Genomic DNA, 19,506 nt, shown 5'->3' on the forward strand with positions numbered 1-19,506 from the left:
ACCAACGCCCGCTCACTTTCCTTGAGGAAGTGAGCGGGCGTTGGTGTTTAAGACGTCAAAGGTGAGCGGGCGTTCTAAAGCAGGCGGCGCTCGGCGGCCCACTTGGTCAGCTCGTGGCGGCTGGAGAGCTGCAGTTTCCTCAGCACAGCGGACACATGGGTTTCCACGGTCTTGATGCTGATAAAGAGTTCCTTGGCCACTTCCTTGTAGCTGTAGCCCCGGGCGATGAGCCGCATAACCTCCAGTTCGCGGGCGGAGAGCTTATCCAGCTCGTCGTCGGCAATATCCGCAGGGGCGGTTCCGAACGCGTCCAGGACGAACCCCGCCAGGCGCGGCGAGAACACGGCATCGCCGCCGGCCACCCGGAACACGGCATCGGTGATCTCGGCGCCGGAGATGGTCTTGGTGACGTAACCCCTAGCGCCGGCGCGGATCACGGCCACCACGTCCTCCGCCGCGTCGGAAACGCTCAGGGCCAGGAACCGGGTGCCGGAGAGGAGCGGTACGGAGCCGGCGATGACTTCCCGGCCACCGCCGCCCAGCCCACCGGGCAGGTGCACGTCCAGGAGGACGACGTCGGGCCGCTGTTCGGCGATCACGGCGATGGCCTGCTCCACGGTGGCGGCCTCCCCCACGACGTGGATGCTGGCGTCGAGATCCGCTTTCAGCCCGGACCGGAAGATGGCGTGGTCATCCACAATCACCACCCGAACGGATTTGGCCGGCCGGCCTGCCGCGGCCCCTGCCCCTGTCCCTGTCCCCTGGATCGTGCTCATGATTTCCCTTCCGCGTTCTCCGCCGCTGCCGGCAACCTCAGGCGAACCTCGGTGCCGTCATCCGTACTGAGGATGGCAGCCGAGCCGCCATGCCTTTTCATTCTGCCGATGATCGATTCCCGGACGCCGAGCCTGTCCGGCGGGACGTCCCCCAGCTCAAAACCTGGGCCCCTGTCCTTGATGAAGATCTCTGCCTGCGCATCCGATGCCTCCAGGTATACGGAGACGGTTCCGCCGCCGTGCCGGGAGGCGTTGAGCATGGCCTCGCGGCTGGCCTGGACCAGGGCTTCATGGGCTTCCGTCATGGCGGCATCGCCTACCGTGACCACCTCTACGGCGTTGCCAAGCAGGTCCTCCACCTCGGCGGCTGCGGCCTTGATGCGATCCGACAGCTGGCCACTTTCGCGTCCGTGGTCCTGGAAGAGCCAGCCGCGCAATTCCCGTTCCTGTGCTCGGGCCAGGCGGACGACGTCGTGCTCGCTGCCGGCCCGCCGCTGGATCAGGGCGAGCGTCTGCAGGACGGAGTCGTGCAGGTGCGCGGCGATTTCCGCGCGTTCCGTTTCCCGGATCCGGCCGGCCCGCTCGGCTTCCAGGTCCCGCCAGAACTTCAACGCCCATGGCAGCAGCACCAGCACCACCCCACCCAGCACGGCCACGGAAGCCAGCAGCGCGAGCCAGGTCTGTTCCCAGGAACCCGATCCGGACACCATCACCAGGACACCGGCAACCACCAGCGCCAGTCCCGCTGCCAGCCTGCCCCACCCGCCGGCCTGGTCCGCCTTGGTCTTGTCCACGAGTCCCGCCCGGCGCGTCTCATCCAGCTGCATCCAGGCGATCGAGGCGCCGCCCAGGACGGCGGCGGCGGGAATCAGGGTCCCCAGCGACACATCCACGCCCAGCATCTGGGCAATCATGATTCCGGCCACCAGCAGGAGCCCGCAACCGAGCAGGATTTCCTTGCCGTAGCGCATCCCCCGCACCCGGAACCACGGTGGACTGGACGGCCCGGCCGCGCCGGGCGGCACGGAACCCGCTGTATCCCCGGGACTTCCTTCGTGGCCCGTTGTTGCGGTGGCCGGCTGGCTCACCGCCGGAGCAATGGGCGACGCCGGGCGGCGGGTATTGCGCCGTGCAGCCTCATCCGCGGTGGGAACCATGATCCAGAGCCATGCGTAGAACACCAGGCCCGCTCCGCCTGCGAAGGACGCGAGGACCATGCCCCAGCGGACGTTCTTCACGGGCCATCCGAGATGCAGGGCCAGGCCGGCACACACGCCGGCGATGACCCGGTCACTGCTCCGGGCCAGGGGCGGCCGCACCGGGAGGGTTGTCATGGGTCAATCCAAGCATGGATCAGGGTTGCCCGGACCGCGTGCCGTGGTTTCCCGGGGACGGCTCAGGGACCGTTCAGGGTTTCCCCCAGTAGAGCGGGAACGGGCTTGGACGGGAGGATCGAGGTATGAACTCGCAAACCCCTTCCCCCGACGACGAACACCCAACCGAGCCGTTGCCAGGTGCGGGCAGCCAGCGGCCCACAGAGCCGCTGCCGGCCTCCGACGCGGTTCCTCCCGGCCCCGCGTCGAGCACCTCCGAACGTCTCTCCGGCGGTGCGCAGGGCGGTCCCACCGCTCCTCCCGCTGCCGACCCCGCGCAGGGCTACGCATTCCATGCATCCCCCACCCCGCCTCCGCCGTCAAACGACTTCTTCGGCTGGATCCGCAGCCAGGGCATCTCCCGCGGCACCGACCGCTGGATCGGCGGCGTCTGCAGCGGCATTGCCCACCGGCTCGGGGTGGATCCGATCATCATCCGCGGCGCCCTTGTTGTCCTGACCCTCCTTGCGGGCATAGGCGTATTGCTCTATGGCCTTGCCTGGGCCCTCCTCCCGGAACCGGACGGAAGGATCCATGTCCAGGAAGCCGGTGCCGGGCGCTGGTCCAGCGGGATGACAGGCGCACTGATCGCTACGGTCCTGGGACTCACCGGCCTGGGCGGAGGGTTCTGGGGTTGGAGCCACAACGGCTTGAGCGGGCTTCTCTGGACCGTCTTCTGGGTGGCCGGCGCGATCTTCCTGATCTACCACCTCTCCCAGCGCAACAAGGCCCGTCCCACCATGGCGGGCTATGCGCCGGCGGCCCCGGGCATGCCGTACACGACGGGACGCCCGGGTACTGAACATACGTCATCCTTCTCCGCCGCCACGACGTCGGGCCCCACCCAGGGATTCCCTCCAGCGCCTCCCTACAGCGGCGGCACCGCCGGCGGCCCTGCCGGGACGGGCCCGGGGGCGGGGGCGCCCGGAGGTACCGGCGGCCCCAGCGTGCCCGGTGGCGGGGGTCCCGGCGGGTCCGGCTATCCGGCGCCGTGGGTACCGCCGCGGCCGCCCAAGCCCCGACCGGCCGGCCCCGGTGCCCCCGCCGTCGCCATAGCCGCCGGCTCCGCTCTGCTGGTGGGCGGAGGGCTCAAGGCACTTGACGCCGGCCACGTCATCGATCTTGGCGGCTCCGGCAACGCGATTGTCTGGGCCAGCGCCGCAGCAGTCCTGGGCCTGGGCATCCTGGTGGCTGGACTGCGGGGCCGGACCTCGGGGATCCTGAGCCTGTTCGCCGTGATCGCCCTGATCACCGGCGGCGTCTACAACGTGGCGAATGACAGCCGGATGCGTTTCCAGCAGGTGGACTGGAACCCCGCCAGCATCGAGGAGGCGCGCGGCGGAATCGACATCACTGCCGGACGGGGAACCGTCAACCTCACGGACCTGTCCCCGACCGCCCCCCTGACCTCCGACGTCGTGGTTCCGCTCGATATCACCGCCAGCAACGTGACCGTGGTGATCCCGCAGAACCTGCCCGTGGATATCAAGGCGGACATGACCATGGGAAACCTGAACGAGGGCACCGCCCAGCGCGGCGGGACCACCACCCGCGAGAGCAGCTATAACACGGACAAGCCCGGCAACCACCTTGTGGTGCAGATCGATGGCACGTTCAGCAACGTCACTATCCAGGAAGGCAACTGACATGGACAGCAACATTCCGACGACGTCGGGCCAGGACTATGCCGGAGCGGCACCTGCCAGGGTGGGAACTGTGGTGTGGGGCTTGATCGTCCTGGCCTTGGCCGCACTGATCATCGTGGCCCAGCTCGGCATCGTCACCCTCAACGGGACCTACGTCCTGATCGGCCTGATGATCGGAGCGGGCGTGGCCCTGGTGGCCGGCGGCCTGCTCTCTGCCCGCAAACGTGACAACGACCCAATGAAAGGGAAGTCTTAGACCATGGATAAGTTCTTCGGCATTGTCAGGGGCCTTGGCCTGAAGCGCGGCCCGCAACGCTGGCTGGGCGGGGTGCTGGGCGGCATCGCGGCCAAGCTGAACGTGGACGTGGCTTACGTCCGCATCGCGTTCCTGCTGTTCTGCCTCCTGCCGGGACCCGCCGTCGTCTTCTACCTGCTGGCATGGGTGGTGCTGCCGGACCAGCGCGACGAGATCCCGCTGCAAACATTCCTGGAGCGCCGCTCCATCAATGGGCCAAAAATGTAGCCGCGAATGCGCCTCCCAGAGAGCACCAGGCCCCCGCACTCGTGAACGAATCACGAATGCGGGGGCCTTTTCCTTGCCCGGAGCAACCTCCGGGAGCGCGCACCGCATGTAACCGGTTTGTGTCGTACCCCACACACCCCACTACACTTCTAGGTGAGCTCAGCGTGGCGCTCTGCCTGTAAACCTTCTCCCAGGATTTGAGCTGAACATGAAAATTGGAATCCTTACCAGTGGTGGCGACTGCCCCGGCTTGAACGCCGTGATCCGCGGCGCCGTGCTGAAGGGCATCGCCATCCACGGCCACGAATTCGTCGGATTCCTCGATGGCTGGCGCGGCGTGGTGGAGGGCGACATCATCGACATCCCCCGCACCATGGTCCGCGGTATCGCGAAGCAGGGCGGCACCATCCTGGGCACCTCACGCACCAACCCGTTCGAAAACGGCGGCGGCCCCGAGGCCATCAAGGCCCACATGGACCGGCTTGGCATCGATGCGATCATCGCCATCGGCGGTGAGGGAACGCTCGCCGCCGCCAAACGCCTGACCGACGCAGGGCTGAAAATCGTTGGCGTCCCCAAGACCGTGGACAACGACCTCGACGCCACCGACTACACCTTCGGCTTCGACACCGCAGTGCAGATAGCCACCGAAGCGATCGACCGTCTCCGCACCACCGGCGAGTCCCACCACCGCTGCATGATCGCCGAGGTGATGGGCCGGCACGTGGGCTGGATCGCCCTGCACGCGGGCATGGCCGCGGGCGCGCACGCCATCCTGATCCCGGAGCAGAAGGTCAGCATCGAGCAAATCACCGAGTGGGTTAATGAAGCCCACGCCCGCGGCCGCGCACCCCTGGTGGTGGTGGCTGAGGGCTTTGTCCCCGAGCACATGGAGAGCCCGCACTCCGAGCGCGGGCTGGACACTTTCGGCCGGCCCCGGCTGGGCGGCATCGCAGACCAGCTGGCACCCGAGCTGGAAGCCAGGACCGGCATCGAGACCCGGGCAACCATCCTGGGCCACATCCAGCGCGGCGGCGTACCGTCCGCCTTCGACCGCGTCCTGGCCACCCGGCTGGGCATGGCGGCCATCGATTCCGTGGTGGAAGGCTACTGGGGCACCATGGTGGCGCTGAAGGGTACCGACATCCACCACGTCGCCTTCCAGGAAGCCCTGGGCCAGCTGAAGACCGTCCCGCAGAACCGGTACGACGAAGCCGCTGTCCTGTTCGGATAAGCCGACGGGCCGCCCTAGGCTGGGACCATGACACTCGATCCCGGCTCTGCTGCCATCATCCAGTTGGCGTGGGCACGCCGGCTGGGCCTCGACGACGACGCATTCGGGACCGCACTTGCCTCCGACGAACGGATTGTCCGCGCTGACGAGTCGGCCCGGACCGTTGAGTTCGTGCGGCTTTTCGGGAGTTCGGTGCTCGTGGGACCGCAGAGCGTGATTGACGCCGCCGCCAGCATCCCGGACGAGGAAATGGCCCAGCACGTGACTCTCCTGACCCTCACCAGGGACCAGGGCGGTCACGGCCTCGGTGCGGCGGCACTGTTCTTCGCGGACGATCTGCCCCTGCAGCAGCCCGCCGAAGAACTGACCGTGTCCCACGGAAACCCTGAGGCCATCGAGCTGGAGGGCCGCTGCCCGCCGGATGACGTCAACGAAGTCGGCCTCTCCGACCTCGAAAACCGGTACACGATCGTCCACGAGCAGGACGGCCGGCGCGTGCCCTTGGCCTGCGGGGCCTACGGCGAGTGGGAAGGCCTGCTGGCCAACATGGGCGTGCTGGTGGACCCTGAGTGGCGGCGCCGTGGTCTGGGTTCCCTGGCGGGGTCCATTGCCGCCCATGAAGCCCTGGCAGCGGGGCTGACGCTGCAGTGGCGCGCGGACGTCAGCAACACGGGTTGCCTGGCGCTGGCCCGGAAGCTCGGCCTCTCAGCCGGCGGAATCCAGACCAGCGTCCACCTTCGCTGACGGCTCGCCCTGGCCGGGCGCGCCCCAGTTCTGGACCGGCTTCGGTTTGGCGAAGAACAAGGCGACGGCTGCGCCTACCAGGATCACTCCGGCGGGTAGAAGGATGGACTGACCCATCGCCGTCGAAAAGCCGGCATGCAGGAACTCGGGCAGGGATCCGCCCATCGCCAGACCTTCGCCGGCGGATCCGCCGGGGCCTCCCGCGGGGAGTTCGGCGGCGAGCCGCGACTGGATCAGCACCGCGATGGCGGCACTGCCCAGGACCGCGCCGATCTGGCGGGTGGTGTTGTACACACCCGATCCTGCCCCTGCCTGCCGTGGCGGCAGGTTCCTGGTAGCCGTGGTGCTCAACGGCGCCCAGATGCCTGCATTGGCGAAGCCCAGGACTGCGCTGGGCAGCAGGAACATGAGGATGGGCGTGTCCGGCTGCATGAGGGCAGAGTTCCAGAGCAGGGCCACAGCCATCAGCACGAGCCCGGTGGCGGTGATGTATTTGGGGTTGACCCGGTCCACCAGTTTGCCCACGACGGGCGCGAGTCCCCCCGAGATCAGGGCCATGGGCACCATCATCAGGGCGGACTGGGTGGGGGTCAGGCCCCGGACCAGCTGGTAGTAGAAGATCAGCGGCAGGCTGAAGGCGGTCACGGTGAAGCCCACCGTGGTGATGCCGATGTTGGCGAGCGAAAAGTTCCGGTCCTTGAAGAGCGCCAGGGGCAGCAGCGGCTCACCCTTGTTGAAGCGCTGCCACGCCACGAAAGCCGCCAGCACCACGATGCCGGCGATGATCAGGCCCCACACGCTGATGGGCCCGGTGATGGTGCCCCAGTTGTAGGTCTCGCCTTCCTGGATGCCAAAGACAAGGAGGAACAGGCCGACGGCGCTGAGCAGGACGCCGGGGATGTCGAACTTGTGCGGGTGGGTGCTCAGCGCGGGCACGTTGCGCCACGCCAAAATAAAGCCGACGACGCCCACGGGAAGGTTGATGAAGAAGATCCACTCCCAGCCGAGGCCGTCCACCAGGACACCGCCGAGGATGGGTCCGACGAGGGTTGCCATGCCGGCGGTTGCGCCCCAGACTGCCATCGCAGATCCGCGGCGGTCCGGCGGGAAGATGCGGGTGATGACGGCCATGGTCTGGGGAGTCATCATGGCAGCGCCGAGCCCTTGGAGGACGCGGGCAGCGATCAGGATCCGGACGTCGCCGGACAGGCCACACCACAGTGAGGCAAGGGTAAAGACCACCAGGCCGGAGAGGTACAGCTTTTTGGGCCCGAACCTGTCCCCGAGGCGGCCGGTGATGAGCAGCGGAACGGCGTAGGCCAGCAGGTAGGCGCTGGTCACCCAGATGACAGAGTTGATGTCGGCATGCAGCCCCTCCATGATCCGTGGGTTGGCCACGGAAACGATGGTTGTGTCGATCAGGATCATGAAGAACCCGATCACCAGGGACCATAGCGCCGGCCAGGGCTTTTCTACGTTTTCCATCCGTTCATCCTTCTGAAGTTATATTCAAGGGCCGGGCAAACCCGGCGTCATCGCTAGCCCAGCAGATCCAAAATCTCCGTGCGGGCAAACATTTGCGCCGCGGCGCGTGCCGAGGGCGCTCCGGCATCCGGATCAGCTCCGGCGTCCAGCAGGATACGGGCCACGTCCGGGTAGCCCTTGAAGGCGGCCCCGGCGAGCGGGGTCTGGCCGCGGTCGTTGGCGGTGTTGGCGTCGGCGCCGTGCTGCAGGAGCAACCCCACCGTACCGGCGTGGCCATGGTAGGCGGCCAGCATCAGCAGGGAGTCGCCTGTGGCGTTGGTCATGGTTGCCGGCGCCCCGGCCTCAAGGTAGGCGCCGAGCAAGGCGTCGTTGCCGTCGCGGGCCGCTTGGAACAGCGTGTGCGCCAAGGCCACTGCGGCATCGTTGTCCTCCACGGGTTCCGTTGCGCCGGTTCCCGTTGCGGTCTGGTCAGTCATCAGCGTGGCCCCCTCAAGAATCCGGTCTGCCGCCCAACAACCTGGCCGGCGTCCGGGGCGACAATGAGTTCCTGGACAGCCGGATACGGTTCGTCGCCGTCCAGGACGGTCAGTATCTCATCCGGTGCCACGGATCGCTTTATGACCGCCAGCGCCACAGGACCCATTTCGTGGTGCTGTGCCACGGAGGTCACCGTTCCCACCCGGCGCTCCCCTGCCATGACCGGGCTGCCGGCGGCGGGCAGCGTGTGCTGCGAGCCGTCCAGCTGCAGGAACACCAGCCGGCGCGGCGGGTGGCCCAGGTTGTGGACGCGGGCGATTGTTTCCTGCCCTTTGTAGCAGCCCTTGGCCAGGTGCACCGCGGTGCGCAGCAGGTCGAGTTCGTGCGGGATGGTCTTGTCATCGGTTTCAGCGCCGATCCGGGGGCGCCAGGCGGCGACCCGGAGGGCTTCGGCTGCAAGCACTCCCGCGAGCGGACGCCCGGCGACGGCGTCCTCCAGTTCCGCGGCGGGGATGAGGTATTCGAACCACGGACGCTGGAGGCCGGGGTGGCTTTCCTCAGGAACGGTGGCGTAGGAGTACCCGCCTGCCGAGACGTGCGGCCACGGGTCCTGCCAGGCGAGGCGGCCGGACCATTCGGGAACGGCTTTGGTGCTGCCCACCACGGCCCAGTCGGCGGAGGCGTCGGCGTTCTCCACCCGCAGCATGAACTTCATCCGGTTCAGGTACTCAGCCAGCGGTGCGGCGTCGGCGGCCTCGACGATCAGCCAGGTGGTCCCGCCGTCGTCAATAACGCGGGCGTCAAAGTCGATGCGCCCCTGGACACTCAGCAGCAGCAGTTCGCTGGATTCGCCCGGTGCCAGGGCCGCCACCTGCTGGGACGAGAGTGTGTTGAGCCAGCTCAGCCGGTCCGGCCCGGCGACGGTGACCACACCGCGGTGGGAAAGGTCGACGACGGCGGTTCCGGCAGCGAGTGCGCGCTGCTCGCGCAGCGGCTCGCCGTAGTGGGCGGCGACACCGGCGTCGGCGCCGGCGGCCTCAACGGCGCCGGGACGCGACAACAGGGGGCTGGGGGTACTCATACTGGCGGCAACGTCCTTTATCAGCGGGGTATTCCGGGTTTCGAGAGGCAACCAACCCTAGCGGTATTCCGGATTTTCAAAATCGAACCGTGTGCCGGCAGCCCATTCGCCGGGCAGGTTGCCGTAGGCCGGGTAGCCGCCGGCATCCTTGAGGGTCCTCGCCAGGTGCAGGAGGTTCCAGGTCATGAACGTTGTGTTCCGGTTGGTGAAGTCTGTCTCCGGTCCGCCGGAGCCTTCGTCCAGGTAGCTGGGGCCGGGTCCTACCGGCCCGATCCACCCGGCGTCTGCCTGTGGCGGGATGCTGAAGCCGATGTGCTGCAGGCTGTAGAGGACGTTCATGGCACAGTGCTTGATGCCGTCCTCGTTCCCGGTGATCAGGCAGCCGCCCACCTTCGGGTAGAACGCCCACTGGCCTTTGCTGTTGAGCTGGCCGGAGTGGGCGTAGAGCCGCTCTATCAGTTTCTTGGTCTGGGACGAGTTGTCGCCCAGCCAGATGGGGCCGGCCACCACCACGATGTCCGCTTCCTGGACGGCGGGGAAGATCTCCGGCCATTCATCGGTGGCCCAGCCATACTGGGTCATGTCGGGGTAGACGCCGGTGGCGATGTCGTGATCGACAGTGCGGATGAGCTTGGTACTGACGCCCTGTTTCTCCATGATCCGGCGGCTGATGTTGATCAGCCCTTCGGTGTTGGAGGTCTGGGGTGACTTCTTCAGGGTGCCGTTGAAGAAGACGGCTTTGAGGTCGCTGTAACTGCTGGGCTTGCCTGCGTGTTCCGTGCCGTCTTCCATGGCGGGGCCTTTCCGGGTCAGGAAACTCTTTTCAGGAATGCAGAGGCGTGGGCCTCCAGCCCTTTCCCGGCCTCTCCACCCGTTGCCACGTCCCACCGCCACAAAAGGTTCCCGTCCACCAGGCCGAAGATCCGGGTAGCGGCACTGTAATCCTTGGAGTGGCTCCCGCGCATGACCATGTCGGTGGTCAGCTGGATCTGCGGTCCCTTGATCTGCCCGTAGTACAGCTCCGTGATGCCGCCCGGGTGGGCGATGGATACGGAGATGTCAAAGCCGCCGTCCTTGTTGCGCAGCGCTTCCACCTCGTCGGCGCTCTTCAACACGGGAACGATATCTGCCGGCACCAGCCCTGGACCGCCGTCGGCATCCAGCTGCTTTCGCTCCAGCGCCCAAAAGCCGGTCTCGACGGTGAGCGGCCGCAGCCGCGTGCCGTCGTCGTCGGTCAACCAGCTTTCGGCGCGGTACTGAAGGTACGGCAGCCCGTTATGGGTGAACGATACGTGCTGCAGGAAGTGCTCGGAATCCTCGTCACCGCTGCCCAGCCGGCCGCGTCCCTCCCACTCACCGATGAGCCAGGAAAGGGGGACGAGTTCGGGGGTCAGATCTGTGGGAATCTCAATGGGCACTGGCATTACCTCGAGAGACGGCGGGGGTGGGAAAGGGAGCGGCTACTTCTGGCCCTTGAAGAGGCGGTAGACCACGAAACCGGCGAACCAGGCCATGGAGACGCTCGCGATACCGAGCAGGACGAGGAAGAAGATTTCAAATGCAAGTACGGACATGGTGCAATCCTAACCCGTTAGTAGATGAGTAGTTTGTCTATGAAGTAAGCCAGGGATCCCACAGCTGAGACCGGCGCCAGGCCCATGCTCAGCGCTGCCAGCATATTCAAAGGCGCGCCACGCAGCGTGGCGAGCCTGCGGAAGCTGGCCAGGACCGCACCCACAATAACGCCGAAGATGGCGGCCGGCAGGACGGCGATGTCCGACAGGACCAGCCCGGCGAGCGGACCGGCCAGGCCGGCCAGGACGACACCCAGCGGCGCCACGATGCTGTCCGGCCATTGGATGAGTCCGGCAAGGAGCGCCACGGCGGCGCTGATCGCGGCCACCAGCAGCATTTCGCGGACGCCATTGAACCGGGCACCGGCGATCCAGCCCGCGCCGAGGCAGGACAGGAGTACACCAACGCAGCACCCGAGGGTGGACTCCAGCCGTTGCGCCTGGCCGGTGCCGCGGATGAGTTGCACCACGAAGACGGCCATCATGCCCAAGGCGACGAAGGCAGGTGTCCAGTCGAGGTAGCCGGGGGGTGGCACCACGGCGGCAGAGACCGCGGCTGCGGCTCCCGGCAGGGCAATAACGGCGGCAAGGGTCTTTTTGGCGGGGATGCGCAGGAAGTGCGGCCACCCGATCCCGACAGCCAAGGCGATCAGGATGGCGACGGCAACCAAGGCTTCCGGAGAGGAATAGACACCGGCGATGATTGCGATGAGCCCGGCGATCCCGACGACGCCGATAGTCCAGGAGCCAAGTGACCGAACAGGTGACTGCAGTTCCGCCGTCATCCGGGGCCCGGCCTGTGCTTCGTCGGTGCACTCACTGCGCTGATTTCCCATCCTGGAATCGGGTGGAGGGCTGGTCCGCCCCCTCATGGCAGGGCTGGTCCGCCCTGGTCCAATCCTGCCCTATGTGAACGGCTTATGTCGCAAAACGTACCTGTCCAAGGCCCGAATCTGTGGCTTGGACAGGGGTGCCGGGTATACTCAAGGTTCAGCTACGCTCCCTGCTGAGGTGGCTGGCCGGCGGCGTGCTGACGGACCAAAACCTCACGCAGGAAGCCAGTACCGGCCGGTGAGAATCCGGTTCAGTCGCCCAATGATGCGCGGACGGCCCTTGGAGGAACAATGTCGCACATCCTGTTACTGACGAACAGCACCGGTTCTTCGGTGGACATCCTGCCTGCCTTGGAGCTGCTGAACCACCGGGTCCATATCCTGCCCGCGGAACCCACTGCCCTCCTCGAAACGGACCCGTGCGACATCGTCCTGCTGGATGCCCGCAAGGACCTGGTAGGTGCACGTTCCCTGACCCAGCTCCTAAAGGCCACCGGACTCAGTGCGCCGCTTGTGCTTATCCTCACCGAGGGCGGCATGGCAGCGGTTTCCTCTGCGTGGGCCGTTGACGACATCGTCCTTGATTCCGCCGGTCCCGCCGAGGTTGAAGCCCGCATCCGGTTGTCCGTTGCCCGGGCCGTGCCGGAGCAGGACGACGCGCCCAGCGAAATCCGGGCCGCCGGTGTGATCATCGACGAAGCAAGCTATACGGCACGGGTCAACGGCGCACCGCTGAACCTTACCTTCAAGGAATTCGAGCTCCTGAAATACCTGGCGCAGCATCCCGGCCGCGTCTTCACCCGCCAGCAGTTGCTCACGGAAGTCTGGGGCTACGACTACTACGGCGGCACCCGTACCGTTGACGTCCACGTCCGCCGGCTTCGGGCCAAGCTCGGTGCGGACCACGAGAACCTGATCAGCACGGTCAGGAACGTGGGTTACCGCCTCACCCTGGTCAGGCAGCAGGAAGACGAACTCACCGAAGCCTGAGCCTGGCGCGCCATCGACGTATAGCCTTGGCTCATGACTCCAGCGCATCCGCAGAAGTGGCCCGTCCAGGTTGTCCGGGGCGGGGTTGACCAGCAGCTCCTGAAAGATTGCCGCGACCTCCTGGCCGCGGCCGAGGAATCGGACGGCAATCCTTCGATCTCCGAACAGACCCTGGTCACCATGCGCGCCGGCGACTCCGCGGAGCACACCCTGCTGACCTTGGCCCTGTACGCACCCGACGAGGACTCCGACCCCGCCACCGGCCAGGACCTGGCCGGGTTCGCCGCCGTGGTGGACGAACCAGACGGCAACGGTGTCCTGGAAATCGCCGTCCATCCCTCCTACCGGAACCAGGGCGTGGCCGACCGGCTGGTGGGCGCGCTCAAGGAGGTTCGAGGCTTCGACGGCCTGAAGGCCTGGTCCCACGGGAACCACGAGGCCGCCGCGGACCTCGCCGCCCGCTACGGCTACGCGCCGGTGCGTGAGTTGTGGAAGATGCGGATGACGACGGCGGGAGCAGACCTGCCCGACGCCGGACTGCCGGACGGCGTGACCATCCGCGCCTTCGTGCCGGGCAGGGATGAGGACGCCTGGCTGGCTGCCAACCGGGCGGCATTCGCGCACCATCCTGAGCAAGGAAACCTGACCCGGGCGGACCTGGATGCCCGGATGGCGGAGGACTGGTTCGATCCTGCGGGGTTCTTCCTGGCCGAGGACCGGGAGGGCCGGTTGCTGGGCTACCACTGGACCAAGGTCCACCCGCGTCACGGCGGGCATCCTGCAATCGGCGAAGTGTATGTGGTGGGCGTGGCGCCGGAGGCACAGGGGCTTGGGCTCGGCAAGGCCCTGACCATCGCCGGCATCAAGCACTTGCGCGACGCCGGCCTGAACGGGGTCATGCTGTACGTGGATGCGGACAATACTGCGGCCGTTGCCCTGTACCGGCGGTTGGGGTTCACCCGTTGGGACATGGACGTCATGTATGGCCCGGCTGCGGGCTAGGTTCAGCGGGCCGGAACAAAGCCCGTCGGCGCGTTAAACACGGCCGTGCGGCCGGTGAATGCTTGTAAGGTTGGAAGGGAGCCGCGCGGGGCGGAAGCGCCGGCTTCACAGCGTCAGCCATAAGGAGAAGCCATGAACCCGGAACCCTCCGGAACAGCCACGTCCCAGGATGTTGCACTGCCTGCGCGGGCCCGTTTTGGCTCCTCCGAGGTCCCTGCCGCAAGGGCCACCCAGGACCGCATCGACATCCCCGAATTCGCGCCAAACCTTCAACCCGAAGGCGACATCCGGCCGGACCGTTTCCTGGACCGCGAACTGAGCTGGCTCGCATTCAATTCCAGGGTGCTGGAACTGGCCGAGGACCCCACCCTGCATCTGCTGGAACGCGTCAGCTTCCTGTCCATCTTCGCCTCCAACCTGGACGAGTTCTTTATGGTCCGCGTGGCCGGCCTCAAGCGCCGCATCGCCACCGGGCTCGCCGTCCCCTCCCCCGCCGGCCTGAGCCCGGTGGAGGTGCTGGAGCGGATCAGCGAGGAAGCCCACCGGCTGCAGGAGCGGCACGCGCAGGTTTTCGCCGACCAGATCCGCCCCGCACTGGCCTACGAACACATCCACCTCATGCACTGGCAAGAACTGGACGACGCCGCCAAGCAGCAGCTCAGCGTCATGTTCGCGGAAAAAGTCTTCCCCATCTTGACCCCGCTGGCCGTTGACCCGGCCCACCCCTTCCCCTACATTTCCGGGCTTTCGCTGAACCTTGCCGTGGTGGTCCGAAACCCGGTCAGCGACAAGGAGCTCTTCGCCCGCCTGAAGGTGCCGGACCAGCTGCCCCGGCTGATCTCCATCGACGGCCCCCGGGCCGGTGCCGTGCCCGGGCGGGTGGCCCGGTTCATCGCGCTGGAAGAAGTCATCGCCGTCCACCTGGACAAGCTCTTCCCGGGCATGGAGGTGCTCGAGCACCACACCTTCCGCGTCACCCGCAACGAGGACCTGGAGGTGGAGGAGGACGACGCCGAGAACCTCCTGCAGGCCCTGGAGAAGGAACTGCTGCGCCGCCGCTTCGGCCCGCCCGTCCGGCTCGAAGTAGCCAACGACATCAACCCCAATATCAGGGCGCTGCTGATCCGCGAGCTGGGCGTGGAGGAGTCCGAGGTGTACTCGGTCCCCGCTCCGCTGGACCTGCGAGGACTGTCGGTGATTGCCGGAATCGACCGCGCTGACCTTCATTACCCCAAGCACATGCCGCACACGTCGCGGTACCTGAACGAATCCGAAACGTCCAAGGCCGCCAACGTTTTCGCCGCCATGCGCCGCCGGGACATCCTGCTGCACCACCCGTATGATTCCTTCTCCACGTCGGTGCAGGCGTTCCTGGAGCAGGCGGCGTCGGACCCGAAGGTCCAGGCGATCAAGCAAACCCTCTACCGCACGTCCGGCGATTCCCCCATCGTGGACGCCTTGATCGACGCAGCCGAGGCAGGCAAGCAGGTCCTGGCCCTGGTGGAAATCAAGGCACGCTTCGACGAGCAGGCCAACATCTCCTGGGCCCGGAAACTGGAGCAGGCAGGCGTACACGTGGTCTACGGCATCGTGGGCCTGAAAACGCACTGCAAGCTTTCGCTGGTGGTCCGCCAGGAGGTTGACGGACTGCGCCGCTACTGCCACATCGGCACCGGCAACTACCACCCCCGGACCGCCCGCTACTACGAGGACCTGGGCCTCCTGACCGCGAACGACCAGGTGGGCGAAGACCTCTCCAAGCTGTTCAACCAGCTCTCCGGCTACGCCCCCAAGTCCACGTTCAAACGCCTCCTCGTGGCGCCCCGGTCCGTGCGGTCGGGACTCATCGACCGGATCGAGACGGAGATCCGCAACGCGAGGGCGGGCGTGCCCGGCCAGGTACAGATCAAGGTGAACTCGATGGTGGATGAGGCCATCATCGATTCGCTGTACCGCGCCTCGCAGGCCGGAGTGAAGGTGGACGTCATCGTCCGCGGCATCTGCTCGCTGCGCCCCGGCGTCCCGGGACTGAGCGAGAACATCACGGTGCGCTCCATCCTGGGCAGGTTCCTTGAGCACTCGCGGGTATTCGCCTTTGCCAACGGCGGTGACCCGGTGGTGTACATCGGGTCCGCGGACATGATGCACCGCAACCTGGACCGCCGCGTGGAAGCACTGGTCCAGCTGAGCAGTGCCGACGACATCATCTATGTCCTGGATCTACTGCGGCGGTACATGGACCCGGAAACGTCCAGCTGGCACTTGGACAACGAAGGCCGCTGGATACGGCACCACCTTTCCGAGGACGGCAAGCCGCTTGAAGATGTCCAGTCCTGGCTGCTGGCGTCCCGGCCGCGGCAGCGCAGCCTGAGCCGGCGCTAGGCAGCGCATTGTCGAGCGATGCACTCGTAGCCGACCAGACTGACCACCCAGGGGAACCCGTAGCCGTAACCGCTGCGGGCGCCATCCCGTGGCGGGTCAACAAGGACAGGCTGGAAGTCCTGCTGATCCACCGGCCGCGCTATGACGACTGGTCATGGCCGAAGGGAAAGATTGACGACGGCGAGACGGTCCCCGAATGCGCGGTCCGGGAGGTGCGCGAGGAGATCGGACTCGAGGCACCGCTGGGAATCCCCTTGCCGCCTATCCATTACCACGTCGCTTCGGGCCTCAAGAAGGTCCACTACTGGGCGGTCAAAGTCAACGGCAACGGCCTTGTTCCGGACGGCAAGGAGGTGGACAGCGTGATGTGGTGTGGCCCGGACAAGGCGGCCCGGCTGCTGTCCAACCCGTCCGACGTCGGCCCTTTGGAGTACCTGCGGGACGCGCATGAGCGCGGCAGCCTGGACACGTGGCCCCTGGTGGTGCTCCGCCACGCCAAGGCCAAGCCGCGCTCGTCGTGGAGCAAGGCGGAGGGCGAGCGCCCGCTGGCTGCGACCGGGACCCGGCAGGCGCAGGCCGTGGGAAGGCTCCTGCAGGCATGGAAGCCGATGCGGGTGGTCACCAGCCCGTGGCTGCGCTGCGTTGCCACCGTTGCCCCTTACGCACGGGCCACGGGGGCGAAGGTTAAGCTCGCCGAAGGCCTGACCGAGCACAAGCACCAGCGCAACCCCCGAAAGACCGCCGCCGTCATCGAATCCCTCTTTGACAAGCAGCGGCCGGTGGTTGCCTGCACCCACCGGCCGGCCCTGCCGACAGTCCTCAAGCAGCTCGCCGGCCACATGCCTTCACACCTGGCGAAACTATTGCCTGCGGACGAGCCCTTCCTCTCCCCCGGCGAGCTTGTGGTGTGCCATGTAACCCATGGCGGGAAGAAGCGGGTTGTGGCGGTGGAACAGTTCAAGCCGTTTGACGACTAGCCAAAGCCCTGCTTGACCCCAGGCCCATATCCGCTTTGACTGGGTGGACCACGCACTGTTCTGGGGGGATAACGTGCACGCTGCCACGATCGCTGTTGTCGACGACGTTCCACCGATGACTGTCCTGTGGCCGTTACTGCTTGTAGGCGGCGTTTATTTCCTGCTCCGGTCCCTTCTCGGGGGAGGCAGTGGCAGGGACCGTGTGGCTATCGCGTCCCGGCACGCTTTCTGGACCGGCCTGATTGGCTGGTTGGCAAGTTCGTTGTTGCCGGCGGCAAATGCGGGGATCCTCCCGCTTTCCCCCAGTGGCACTGCGCCTGTGGACATCCTCCCTGCCGTTGCGTGGCCGGTTCTTGGCTGCCTGGCCGCCCACGTGCTGGGACAGCTCAGCGTTCCCGGCGGCCTTGTAGAGCCTCAACAATCCGGAAATCCGCGGCGTGTCCGGGATTTCCTTCCCCGCAGCCTGACCTGGACTGTTTTGGCGATCTTCGCGGGAGCTGCCACGCAGATTATCTGGACCTCCACCTTGCCTGGCTTTGCCCCTCTCCCCTATGAATCCCGACCCGACGGCAGCGGCGGTTACCTAACCGTCGGCGGAGAAGGCCGCATTCCCGGCGCCGACCTATCGGGTTACCTGGGCGGCGCCCTGCTGGTGCTGGCGGCTGGAACCCTGGTTGTCCTGGTTTTGATAACCCACCGGCCGCCGTTGGCCGGACTCACTCCGCTACAGGATGGACTTCTGCGGACCATCACCATGAACCGGCTGCTCCGCACGGTTGCCACCATCGCGTCCGGCCTGGCTGCCGTTGCGGGGAACCATGCGGCGCGGCCTGATCCTGCCACCGGACCCGCAAGTTGGATGAACCCGGCGGGCGCGCTCAACCTGGTGATCCTGCTGTTGATGCTGCTCTGGTCCGTTCCCAGGCTCTCCGGCCACCGTGTGGCAGGCCGCGCCCGGCGCCAGCACGGCCGGCCGCGGCGCACCCAGGGTTTCCCAGTGGCGAGCCAGTAGACTTGGGGCGTGAGCATCCCTACGCCGTATGAAGACCTCCTGCGCGATGTCCTGGCCACCGGCACCCATAAATCGGACCGCACCGGCACCGGAACCACCAGCGTTTTCGGCCGCCAGATGCGCTTTGACCTGGCCAAGAGCTTCCCGCTGATCACCACCAAGCGGGTCCACTTCAAGTCCGTGGCGGTGGAGCTGCTGTGGTTCCTGCGCGGCGAGACCAACATCAAGTGGATGACGGACCAGGGTGTCACCATCTGGAACGAATGGGCCGATGCAGACGGCGACCTTGGCCCGGTCTACGGCGTGCAGTGGCGCAGTTGGCCCACGCCCGACGGCGGCCACATCGACCAGATCGCCGAACTCATCGAGAACCTGAAGTCCACACCGGACTCGCGCCGGCACATCGTCTCGGCCTGGAATGTCTCCGAACTCAACGACATGGCGCTGCCGCCGTGCCACGCGTTCTTCCAGTTCTACGTGGCCAACGGCAAGCTCTCCTGCCAGCTCTACCAGCGCTCCGCCGACATGTTCCTGGGCGTGCCGTTCAACATCGCCTCCTACGCGCTGCTCACCTGCATGGTGGCCCAGCAGGTGGGGCTCGAACCCGGCGAGTTCGTGTGGACCGGCGGGGACGTGCACATCTATGAGAACCACATGGACCAGGTCCTCAAGCAGCTGGAACGCGAGCCGTACGAGTACCCGCAGTTGAAGATCACCCGCAAGCCGGCGTCGATCTTCGACTACACGCTCGAGGACTTCGAAGTGGTGGGCTACCAGCACCACCCCACCATCAAGGCACCGATCGCCGTATGAGCACCGAAAACTTCACCGACCCCCAGTCCTTCACGGAGGAACTGGCTGCCTCCGTCACCGGAGTTGGTCTCGTGTGGGCCCAAACCTCCGACGGCGTCATCGGCAAAGCCGGGGACATGCCCTGGCACCTGCCCGAGGACCTCAAACACTTCACCCGGCTCACCACCGGGCACCCGGTCATCATGGGCCGCAAGACCTGGCTCTCCTTTCCGGACAAGTACCGTCCCCTGCCCGGCCGCACGAACATCGTCATTACCCGGCAGAAAAGCTGGGCCAACACGCCTGAGGCGGAGGGCGCCGTCGTGGTTCCTTCCCTGGACGACGCGCTCCTTGAGTCGCAGTTTGTCGACGGCGGCGAAACGGTGTGGATCCTGGGCGGCGGCGACGTTTTCCGCCAGTCCACGGATCTCGCCAACGTCGCCGTCGTCACCACCATCGACGTGAAGGCCGACGGCGACACGTTCGCTCCCGAGCTTGGCCCCAGTTGGGAGGCGTCCGCCTCCGTCCCGCCGGACGGCTGGCTGACGGCCGCCAACGGCACGCGCTACCGATTCACCAAATGGTCACGGACCGAGGGCTAGGAA

Annotated in this window: 20 protein-coding genes; 12 read left to right on the forward strand and 8 right to left on the reverse strand. The window is 66.6% G+C overall.

What is annotated here, in order from left to right; genetic code table 11:
* Positions 1–74: 74 nt before the first annotated feature.
* Positions 75–776 carry a LuxR C-terminal-related transcriptional regulator gene (locus AB4Y79_RS03500; RefSeq protein WP_441858768.1) on the reverse strand — a complete coding sequence of 234 codons (702 nt, stop codon included), beginning with the start codon at positions 774–776 and terminating at the stop codon, positions 75–77.
* Complete coding sequence (locus tag AB4Y79_RS03505) at positions 773–2,110, reverse strand: PspC domain-containing protein (protein WP_441858770.1); 1,338 nt, start codon at positions 2,108–2,110, stop codon at positions 773–775. Before AB4Y79_RS03505 ends, AB4Y79_RS03500 begins: the two co-directional genes overlap by 4 nt.
* A 125-nt stretch (positions 2,111–2,235) precedes the next feature.
* Here AB4Y79_RS03505 and AB4Y79_RS03510 point away from each other — a divergent pair, with 125 nt between their 5' ends.
* The 5 genes from AB4Y79_RS03510 (at position 2,236) to AB4Y79_RS03530 (ending at position 6,296) form a co-directional block, all read left to right on the forward strand.
* A complete protein-coding gene (locus tag AB4Y79_RS03510) occupies positions 2,236–3,795 on the forward strand; it encodes a PspC domain-containing protein (protein WP_441858771.1) in 1,560 nt (519 codons plus the stop codon).
* A gap of 1 nt (position 3,796) precedes the next feature.
* Positions 3,797–4,051 carry a hypothetical protein gene (locus AB4Y79_RS03515; protein ID WP_441858774.1) on the forward strand — a complete coding sequence of 85 codons (255 nt, stop codon included), beginning with the start codon at positions 3,797–3,799 and terminating at the stop codon, positions 4,049–4,051.
* A 3-nt stretch (positions 4,052–4,054) separates the two neighbouring features.
* A complete protein-coding gene (locus AB4Y79_RS03520; protein WP_308930261.1) occupies positions 4,055–4,318 on the forward strand; it encodes a PspC domain-containing protein in 264 nt (87 codons plus the stop codon).
* A 208-nt stretch (positions 4,319–4,526) separates the two neighbouring features.
* A complete protein-coding gene (locus tag AB4Y79_RS03525) occupies positions 4,527–5,552 on the forward strand; it encodes an ATP-dependent 6-phosphofructokinase (RefSeq protein ID WP_018760481.1) in 1,026 nt (341 codons plus the stop codon).
* A gap of 27 nt (positions 5,553–5,579) precedes the next feature.
* Positions 5,580–6,296, forward strand: coding sequence for a GNAT family N-acetyltransferase (locus AB4Y79_RS03530; RefSeq protein WP_441858776.1), 717 nt, complete (start codon positions 5,580–5,582; stop codon positions 6,294–6,296).
* Here the strand turns inward: AB4Y79_RS03530 and AB4Y79_RS03535 are convergent.
* From AB4Y79_RS03535 to AB4Y79_RS03560, 6 genes are all read right to left on the reverse strand, one after another.
* A complete protein-coding gene (locus AB4Y79_RS03535) occupies positions 6,258–7,781 on the reverse strand; it encodes a DHA2 family efflux MFS transporter permease subunit (protein ID WP_441858778.1) in 1,524 nt (507 codons plus the stop codon). The two genes, AB4Y79_RS03530 and AB4Y79_RS03535, sit on opposite strands and share 39 nt — an antisense overlap.
* A 53-nt stretch (positions 7,782–7,834) precedes the next feature.
* Entirely contained in the window at positions 7,835–8,257 is a 423-nt protein-coding gene (locus tag AB4Y79_RS03540; RefSeq protein WP_441858780.1) for an ankyrin repeat domain-containing protein, read from the reverse strand.
* Complete coding sequence (gene ygfZ / locus AB4Y79_RS03545) at positions 8,257–9,339, reverse strand: CAF17-like 4Fe-4S cluster assembly/insertion protein YgfZ (RefSeq protein ID WP_441858782.1); 1,083 nt, start codon at positions 9,337–9,339, stop codon at positions 8,257–8,259. The genes AB4Y79_RS03540 and ygfZ overlap by 1 nt, the downstream gene beginning before the upstream one ends.
* Positions 9,340–9,396: 57 nt before the next feature.
* Complete coding sequence (locus AB4Y79_RS03550; RefSeq protein WP_441858783.1) at positions 9,397–10,131, reverse strand: flavodoxin family protein; 735 nt, start codon at positions 10,129–10,131, stop codon at positions 9,397–9,399.
* 17 nt (positions 10,132–10,148) lie between these two features.
* Entirely contained in the window at positions 10,149–10,757 is a 609-nt protein-coding gene (locus AB4Y79_RS03555; protein ID WP_018760487.1) for an FABP family protein, read from the reverse strand.
* A 173-nt stretch (positions 10,758–10,930) separates the two neighbouring features.
* Complete coding sequence (locus AB4Y79_RS03560) at positions 10,931–11,698, reverse strand: permease (protein WP_441858903.1); 768 nt, start codon at positions 11,696–11,698, stop codon at positions 10,931–10,933.
* Positions 11,699–12,037: 339 nt separating this feature from the next.
* Here AB4Y79_RS03560 and AB4Y79_RS03565 point away from each other — a divergent pair, with 339 nt between their 5' ends.
* The 7 genes from AB4Y79_RS03565 to AB4Y79_RS03595 all read left to right on the forward strand — a co-directional run bounded on the left by AB4Y79_RS03565 (position 12,038) and on the right by AB4Y79_RS03595 (position 19,503).
* Positions 12,038–12,736 (forward strand): winged helix-turn-helix transcriptional regulator, encoded by a 699-nt coding sequence (locus AB4Y79_RS03565; RefSeq protein ID WP_308930255.1) that lies wholly within the window; start codon positions 12,038–12,040, stop codon positions 12,734–12,736.
* 33 nt (positions 12,737–12,769) lie between these two features.
* On the forward strand, positions 12,770–13,738 hold the full coding sequence (gene mshD, locus AB4Y79_RS03570) for a mycothiol synthase (protein WP_441858785.1): 969 nt from the start codon (positions 12,770–12,772) through the stop codon (positions 13,736–13,738).
* A 132-nt stretch (positions 13,739–13,870) separates the two neighbouring features.
* Positions 13,871–16,120: an RNA degradosome polyphosphate kinase gene (locus AB4Y79_RS03575; protein WP_441858787.1), complete on the forward strand. Its 2,250-nt coding sequence runs from the start codon at positions 13,871–13,873 to the stop codon at positions 16,118–16,120.
* A gap of 8 nt (positions 16,121–16,128) precedes the next feature.
* Positions 16,129–17,097: an NUDIX hydrolase gene (locus AB4Y79_RS03580; RefSeq protein WP_308930253.1), complete on the forward strand. Its 969-nt coding sequence runs from the start codon at positions 16,129–16,131 to the stop codon at positions 17,095–17,097.
* Between the two features lie 319 nt (positions 17,098–17,416).
* Positions 17,417–18,109: a hypothetical protein gene (locus AB4Y79_RS03585; RefSeq protein ID WP_441858789.1), complete on the forward strand. Its 693-nt coding sequence runs from the start codon at positions 17,417–17,419 to the stop codon at positions 18,107–18,109.
* A gap of 9 nt (positions 18,110–18,118) precedes the next feature.
* Positions 18,119–18,922, forward strand: a complete 804-nt coding sequence (locus AB4Y79_RS03590) for a thymidylate synthase (RefSeq protein WP_441858791.1) — start codon at positions 18,119–18,121, stop codon at positions 18,920–18,922.
* Entirely contained in the window at positions 18,919–19,503 is a 585-nt protein-coding gene (locus tag AB4Y79_RS03595) for a dihydrofolate reductase (RefSeq protein WP_441858793.1), read from the forward strand. Before AB4Y79_RS03590 ends, AB4Y79_RS03595 begins: the two co-directional genes overlap by 4 nt.
* The last annotated feature ends 3 nt before the right edge of the window (positions 19,504–19,506 follow it).

Origin of the sequence: Pseudarthrobacter sp. YAF2 (assembly GCF_052113345.1) — a bacterium.
Taxonomy (GTDB): domain Bacteria; phylum Actinomycetota; class Actinomycetes; order Actinomycetales; family Micrococcaceae; genus Arthrobacter.

What these genes read in the sequence shown, in the direction of transcription:
- AB4Y79_RS03505 (WP_441858770.1), bottom strand. Translation starts at nt 2,110, where the DNA reads ATGACAACCCTCCCGGTGCGGCCGCCCCTGGCCCGGAGCAGTGACCGG.
- AB4Y79_RS03515 (WP_441858774.1), top strand. Translation starts at nt 3,797, where the DNA reads ATGGACAGCAACATTCCGACGACGTCGGGCCAGGACTATGCCGGAGCG.
- ygfZ (WP_441858782.1), bottom strand. Translation starts at nt 9,339, where the DNA reads ATGAGTACCCCCAGCCCCCTGTTGTCGCGTCCCGGCGCCGTTGAGGCC.
- AB4Y79_RS03595 (WP_441858793.1), top strand. Translation starts at nt 18,919, where the DNA reads ATGAGCACCGAAAACTTCACCGACCCCCAGTCCTTCACGGAGGAACTG.
- AB4Y79_RS03500 (WP_441858768.1), bottom strand. Translation starts at nt 776, where the DNA reads ATGAGCACGATCCAGGGGACAGGGACAGGGGCAGGGGCCGCGGCAGGC.
- AB4Y79_RS03550 (WP_441858783.1), bottom strand. Translation starts at nt 10,131, where the DNA reads ATGGAAGACGGCACGGAACACGCAGGCAAGCCCAGCAGTTACAGCGAC.
- AB4Y79_RS03540 (WP_441858780.1), bottom strand. Translation starts at nt 8,257, where the DNA reads ATGACTGACCAGACCGCAACGGGAACCGGCGCAACGGAACCCGTGGAG.
- AB4Y79_RS03560 (WP_441858903.1), bottom strand. Translation starts at nt 11,698, where the DNA reads ATGACGGCGGAACTGCAGTCACCTGTTCGGTCACTTGGCTCCTGGACT.
- AB4Y79_RS03565 (WP_308930255.1), top strand. Translation starts at nt 12,038, where the DNA reads ATGTCGCACATCCTGTTACTGACGAACAGCACCGGTTCTTCGGTGGAC.
- AB4Y79_RS03535 (WP_441858778.1), bottom strand. Translation starts at nt 7,781, where the DNA reads ATGGAAAACGTAGAAAAGCCCTGGCCGGCGCTATGGTCCCTGGTGATC.
- AB4Y79_RS03530 (WP_441858776.1), top strand. Translation starts at nt 5,580, where the DNA reads ATGACACTCGATCCCGGCTCTGCTGCCATCATCCAGTTGGCGTGGGCA.
- AB4Y79_RS03510 (WP_441858771.1), top strand. Translation starts at nt 2,236, where the DNA reads ATGAACTCGCAAACCCCTTCCCCCGACGACGAACACCCAACCGAGCCG.
- AB4Y79_RS03525 (WP_018760481.1), top strand. Translation starts at nt 4,527, where the DNA reads ATGAAAATTGGAATCCTTACCAGTGGTGGCGACTGCCCCGGCTTGAAC.
- AB4Y79_RS03575 (WP_441858787.1), top strand. Translation starts at nt 13,871, where the DNA reads ATGAACCCGGAACCCTCCGGAACAGCCACGTCCCAGGATGTTGCACTG.
- mshD (WP_441858785.1), top strand. Translation starts at nt 12,770, where the DNA reads ATGACTCCAGCGCATCCGCAGAAGTGGCCCGTCCAGGTTGTCCGGGGC.
- AB4Y79_RS03520 (WP_308930261.1), top strand. Translation starts at nt 4,055, where the DNA reads ATGGATAAGTTCTTCGGCATTGTCAGGGGCCTTGGCCTGAAGCGCGGC.